Below are 5,668 nucleotides of genomic sequence, written 5' to 3'. Positions count from 1 at the left end.
AAAGACAAAACCCCAACTGCTTTCGCAATTGGGGTTTCGGAATTTAATCTTGACGATGACCTACTCTCACATGGGGAAACCCCACACTACCATCGGCGATGCATCGTTTCACTGCTGAGTTCGGGATGGGATCAGGTGGTTCCAATGCTCTATGGTCGTCAAGAAATTCTGTAGCTGAGCCGTTGTTTGGGCAACGTTCCAGCGAATGGGTATGCAATAGGTTTGTGTGTCAAACTTTCGGTTGGTCATCTTCACACACCGCAATCTGGTCTCTGTCGAGTTCGCAAATTGCTTGGGTGTTATATGGTCAAGCCTCACGGGCAATTAGTATTGGTTAGCTCAACGCCTCACAGCGCTTACACACCCAACCTATCAACGTCGTAGTCTTCGACGGCCCTTTAGGGGATTCAAGATCCCAGTGAGATCTCATCTTGAGGCAAGTTTCCCGCTTAGATGCTTTCAGCGGTTATCTTTTCCGAACATAGCTACCCGGCAATGCCACTGGCGTGACAACCGGAACACCAGAGGTTCGTCCACTCCGGTCCTCTCGTACTAGGAGCAGCCCCTCTCAAATCTCAAACGTCCACGGCAGATAGGGACCGAACTGTCTCACGACGTTCTAAACCCAGCTCGCGTACCACTTTAAATGGCGAACAGCCATACCCTTGGGACCGGCTTCAGCCCCAGGATGTGATGAGCCGACATCGAGGTGCCAAACACCGCCGTCGATATGAACTCTTGGGCGGTATCAGCCTGTTATCCCCGGAGTACCTTTTATCCGTTGAGCGATGGCCCTTCCATACAGAACCACCGGATCACTAAGACCTACTTTCGTACCTGCTCGACGTGTTTGTCTCGCAGTCAAGCGCGCTTTTGCCTTTATACTCTGCGACCGATTTCCGACCGGTCTGAGCGCACCTTCGTACTCCTCCGTTACTCTTTAGGAGGAGACCGCCCCAGTCAAACTACCCACCATACACTGTCCTCGATCCGGATAACGGACCTGAGTTAGAACCTCAAGGTTGCCAGGGTGGTATTTCAAGGATGGCTCCATGAGAACTGGCGTCCCCACTTCAAAGCCTCCCACCTATCCTACACAAGCAAGCTCAAAGTCCAGTGCAAAGCTATAGTAAAGGTTCACGGGGTCTTTCCGTCTAGCCGCGGATACACTGCATCTTCACAGCGATTTCAATTTCACTGAGTCTCGGGTGGAGACAGCGCCGCCATCGTTACGCCATTCGTGCAGGTCGGAACTTACCCGACAAGGAATTTCGCTACCTTAGGACCGTTATAGTTACGGCCGCCGTTTACCGGGGCTTCGATCAAGAGCTTCGCTTGCGCTAACCCCATCAATTAACCTTCCGGCACCGGGCAGGCGTCACACCCTATACGTCCACTTTCGTGTTTGCAGAGTGCTGTGTTTTTAATAAACAGTCGCAGCGGCCTGGTATCTTCGACCGGCATGGGCTTACGGAGCAAGTCCTTCACCCTCACCGGCGCACCTTCTCCCGAAGTTACGGTGCCATTTTGCCTAGTTCCTTCACCCGAGTTCTCTCAAGCGCCTTGGTATTCTCTACCTAACCACCTGTGTCGGTTTGGGGTACGGTTCCTGGTTATCTGAAGCTTAGAAGCTTTTCTTGGAAGCATGGCATCAACCACTTCGTCACCTAAAAGGTAACTCGTCATCAGCTCTCGGCCTTGAAATCCCGGATTTTCCTAAGATTTCAGCCTACCACCTTAAACTTGGACAACCAACGCCAAGCTGGCCTAGCCTTCTCCGTCCCTCCATCGCAATAACCAGAAGTACAGGAATATTAACCTGTTTTCCATCGACTACGCTTTTCAGCCTCGCCTTAGGGACCGACTAACCCTGCGTCGATTAACGTTGCGCAGGAAACCTTGGTCTTTCGGCGTGCGAGTTTTTCACTCGCATTGTCGTTACTCATGTCAGCATTCGCACTTCTGATACCTCCAGCAAGCTTCTCAACTCACCTTCACAGGCTTACAGAACGCTCCTCTACCGCATCACTTACGTGATACCCGTAGCTTCGGTGTATGGTTTGAGCCCCGTTACATCTTCCGCGCAGGCCGACTCGACTAGTGAGCTATTACGCTTTCTTTAAAGGATGGCTGCTTCTAAGCCAACCTCCTAGCTGTCTAAGCCTTCCCACATCGTTTCCCACTTAACCATAACTTTGGGACCTTAGCTGACGGTCTGGGTTGTTTCCCTTTTCACGACGGACGTTAGCACCCGCCGTGTGTCTCCCATGCTCGGCACTTCTAGGTATTCGGAGTTTGCATCGGTTTGGTAAGTCGGGATGACCCCCTAGCCGAAACAGTGCTCTACCCCCTAGAGTGATACATGAGGCGCTACCTAAATAGCTTTCGAGGAGAACCAGCTATCTCCGAGCTTGATTAGCCTTTCACTCCGATCCACAGGTCATCCGCTAACTTTTCAACGGTAGTCGGTTCGGTCCTCCAGTCAGTGTTACCTAACCTTCAACCTGCCCATGGATAGATCGCCCGGTTTCGGGTCTATACCCAGCGACTAAACGCCCTATTAAGACTCGCTTTCGCTACGCCTCCCCTATTCGGTTAAGCTTGCCACTGAATATAAGTCGCTGACCCATTATACAAAAGGTACGCAGTCACAGAACAAAGTCTGCTCCCACTGCTTGTACGCATACGGTTTCAGGATCTATTTCACTCCCCTCTCCGGGGTTCTTTTCGCCTTTCCCTCACGGTACTAGTTCACTATCGGTCAGTCAGTAGTATTTAGCCTTGGAGGATGGTCCCCCCATATTCAGACAAGGTTTCTCGTGCCCCGTCCTACTCGATTTCACTTCTAAGATCCTTTCGCGTACAGGGCTATCACCCACTATGGCCGCACTTTCCAGAGCGTTCCGCTAAAATCAAAGAAGCTTAAGGGCTAGTCCCCGTTCGCTCGCCACTACTAAGGGAATCTCGGTTGATTTCTTTTCCTCAGGGTACTTAGATGTTTCAGTTCCCCTGGTTCGCCTCTTGCACCTATGTATTCAGTGCAAGATAACCATCTTATGATGGTTGGGTTCCCCCATTCAGAGATCTCCGGATCAAAGTCTGTTTGCCGACTCCCCGAAGCTTATCGCAGGCTACCACGTCTTTCATCGCCTCTGACTGCCAAGGCATCCACCGTATGCGCTTCTTCACTTGACCATATAACCCCAAGCAATCTGGTTATACTGTGAAGACGACATTCGCCGAAAGTTTGAATTCACAAACTTTACCTTAGCCTGATCCACTACCAGTGAAAGTAGTGTTCAGTCTATCTTTCTATCACATACCCAAATTTTTAAAGAACGATCTAATCAAAAGACTAGAAATCAACATTCGATTTGAATGCTCATTTCTAAGCTTTCAGAAGCAGTTTATGGTGGAGCCAAGCGGGATCGAACCGCTGACCTCCTGCGTGCAAGGCAGGCGCTCTCCCAGCTGAGCTATGGCCCCATAACAAAATTGGTGGGTCTGGGCAGATTCGAACTGCCGACCTCACCCTTATCAGGGGTGCGCTCTAACCAACTGAGCTACAGACCCAATTTCGAGCTTGTAACTGTTAGCTTGGAGCTATCAGCTTGGAGCTTAAAGCTGCTTCTATCGTCTTCTTCAATGAATCAAGCAATTCGTGTGGGAGCTTATGAAGCAGCTGATGTCGTCGATTAAGGAGGTGATCCAGCCGCAGGTTCCCCTACGGCTACCTTGTTACGACTTCACCCCAGTCATGAATCACACCGTGGTAACCGTCCTCCCGAAGGTTAGACTAGCTACTTCTGGTGCAACCCACTCCCATGGTGTGACGGGCGGTGTGTACAAGGCCCGGGAACGTATTCACCGCGACATTCTGATTCGCGATTACTAGCGATTCCGACTTCACGCAGTCGAGTTGCAGACTGCGATCCGGACTACGATCGGTTTTGTGGGATTAGCTCCACCTCGCGGCTTGGCAACCCTCTGTACCGACCATTGTAGCACGTGTGTAGCCCAGGCCGTAAGGGCCATGATGACTTGACGTCATCCCCACCTTCCTCCGGTTTGTCACCGGCAGTCTCCTTAGAGTGCCCACCATAACGTGCTGGTAACTAAGGACAAGGGTTGCGCTCGTTACGGGACTTAACCCAACATCTCACGACACGAGCTGACGACAGCCATGCAGCACCTGTGTCAGAGTTCCCGAAGGCACCAATCCATCTCTGGAAAGTTCTCTGCATGTCAAGGCCTGGTAAGGTTCTTCGCGTTGCTTCGAATTAAACCACATGCTCCACCGCTTGTGCGGGCCCCCGTCAATTCATTTGAGTTTTAACCTTGCGGCCGTACTCCCCAGGCGGTCAACTTAATGCGTTAGCTGCGCCACTAAAGTCTCAAGGACCCCAACGGCTAGTTGACATCGTTTACGGCGTGGACTACCAGGGTATCTAATCCTGTTTGCTCCCCACGCTTTCGCACCTCAGTGTCAGTATCAGTCCAGGTGGTCGCCTTCGCCACTGGTGTTCCTTCCTATATCTACGCATTTCACCGCTACACAGGAAATTCCACCACCCTCTACCATACTCTAGCTTGCCAGTTTTGGATGCAGTTCCCAGGTTGAGCCCGGGGCTTTCACATCCAACTTAACAAACCACCTACGCGCGCTTTACGCCCAGTAATTCCGATTAACGCTTGCACCCTCTGTATTACCGCGGCTGCTGGCACAGAGTTAGCCGGTGCTTATTCTGTCGGTAACGTCAAAACAGCAAGATATTAGCTTACTGCCCTTCCTCCCAACTTAAAGTGCTTTACAATCCGAAGACCTTCTTCACACACGCGGCATGGCTGGATCAGGCTTTCGCCCATTGTCCAATATTCCCCACTGCTGCCTCCCGTAGGAGTCTGGACCGTGTCTCAGTTCCAGTGTGACTGATCATCCTCTCAGACCAGTTACGGATCGTCGCCTTGGTGAGCCATTACCTCACCAACTAGCTAATCCGACCTAGGCTCATCTGATAGCGCAAGGCCCGAAGGTCCCCTGCTTTCTCCCGTAGGACGTATGCGGTATTAGCGTCCCTTTCGAAACGTTATCCCCCACTACCAGGCAGATTCCTAGGCATTACTCACCCGTCCGCCGCTAAATCCGTGAGCAAGCTCACTTCATCCGCTCGACTTGCATGTGTTAGGCCTGCCGCCAGCGTTCAATCTGAGCCATGATCAAACTCTTCAGTTCAATACTGCTTGGGTTTTTAAGAAACCCTAAACTTGGCTCAGCAATCTCAAATGACTATGTGATTTCTCGCATGGTCACTCGTGATGCTGATAATCTTTTTGACTATCAGTCTGACTACACAAGCACCCACACGAATTGCTTGATTCAGTTGTTAAAGAGCGGTTGGTTAAGATCTTTCGTCTCAACCGAGGCGCGCATTCTACAGCAGCCTCATTTGCTGTCAAGTGATTTTTTTAAGAAGTTTTCAAAGTTTCCTTTGTAACTTCAACCACTTGCGCTTTCGATCTCTCGTTAGCGGGAGGCGAATTCTACAGCGTTACACGCTGCTGTCAACACCTCTTTTTAACCGCTTTCGATCGAGAGGATCGAAACGCTAACAAGGCCACTTTCGCTGCCTTATCAGCTCCTTTCGGACTTCGATGAACTGAAGCGTGA

2 tRNA genes and 3 rRNA genes are annotated in these 5,668 nt (G+C 51.0%); all 5 read right to left on the bottom strand.

What is annotated here, in order from left to right:
- Positions 1–47: 47 nt before the first annotated feature.
- Positions 48–163 (bottom strand): 5S ribosomal RNA (rrf, locus tag GDH07_RS32165).
- A 140-nt stretch (positions 164–303) separates the two neighbouring features.
- A 23S ribosomal RNA gene (locus tag GDH07_RS32160) occupies positions 304–3,195 on the bottom strand.
- Positions 3,196–3,410: 215 nt separating this feature from the next.
- A tRNA-Ala gene (locus GDH07_RS32155) sits at positions 3,411–3,486 on the bottom strand.
- 10 nt (positions 3,487–3,496) lie between these two features.
- Positions 3,497–3,573, bottom strand: a tRNA-Ile gene (locus GDH07_RS32150).
- 123 nt (positions 3,574–3,696) lie between these two features.
- Positions 3,697–5,233 (bottom strand): 16S ribosomal RNA (locus GDH07_RS32145).
- Together the 16S, 23S and 5S rRNA genes with 2 tRNA genes alongside form the textbook arrangement of a ribosomal RNA operon.
- Positions 5,234–5,668: the final 435 nt, after the last annotated feature.

Source organism: Pseudomonas piscis, from assembly GCF_009380155.1.
Taxonomy (GTDB): Bacteria; Pseudomonadota; Gammaproteobacteria; order Pseudomonadales; family Pseudomonadaceae; genus Aquipseudomonas; species Aquipseudomonas piscis.
Note: the sequence above shows the minus strand (reverse complement) of the source record. Positions and strands in the feature narration are given on the sequence as shown.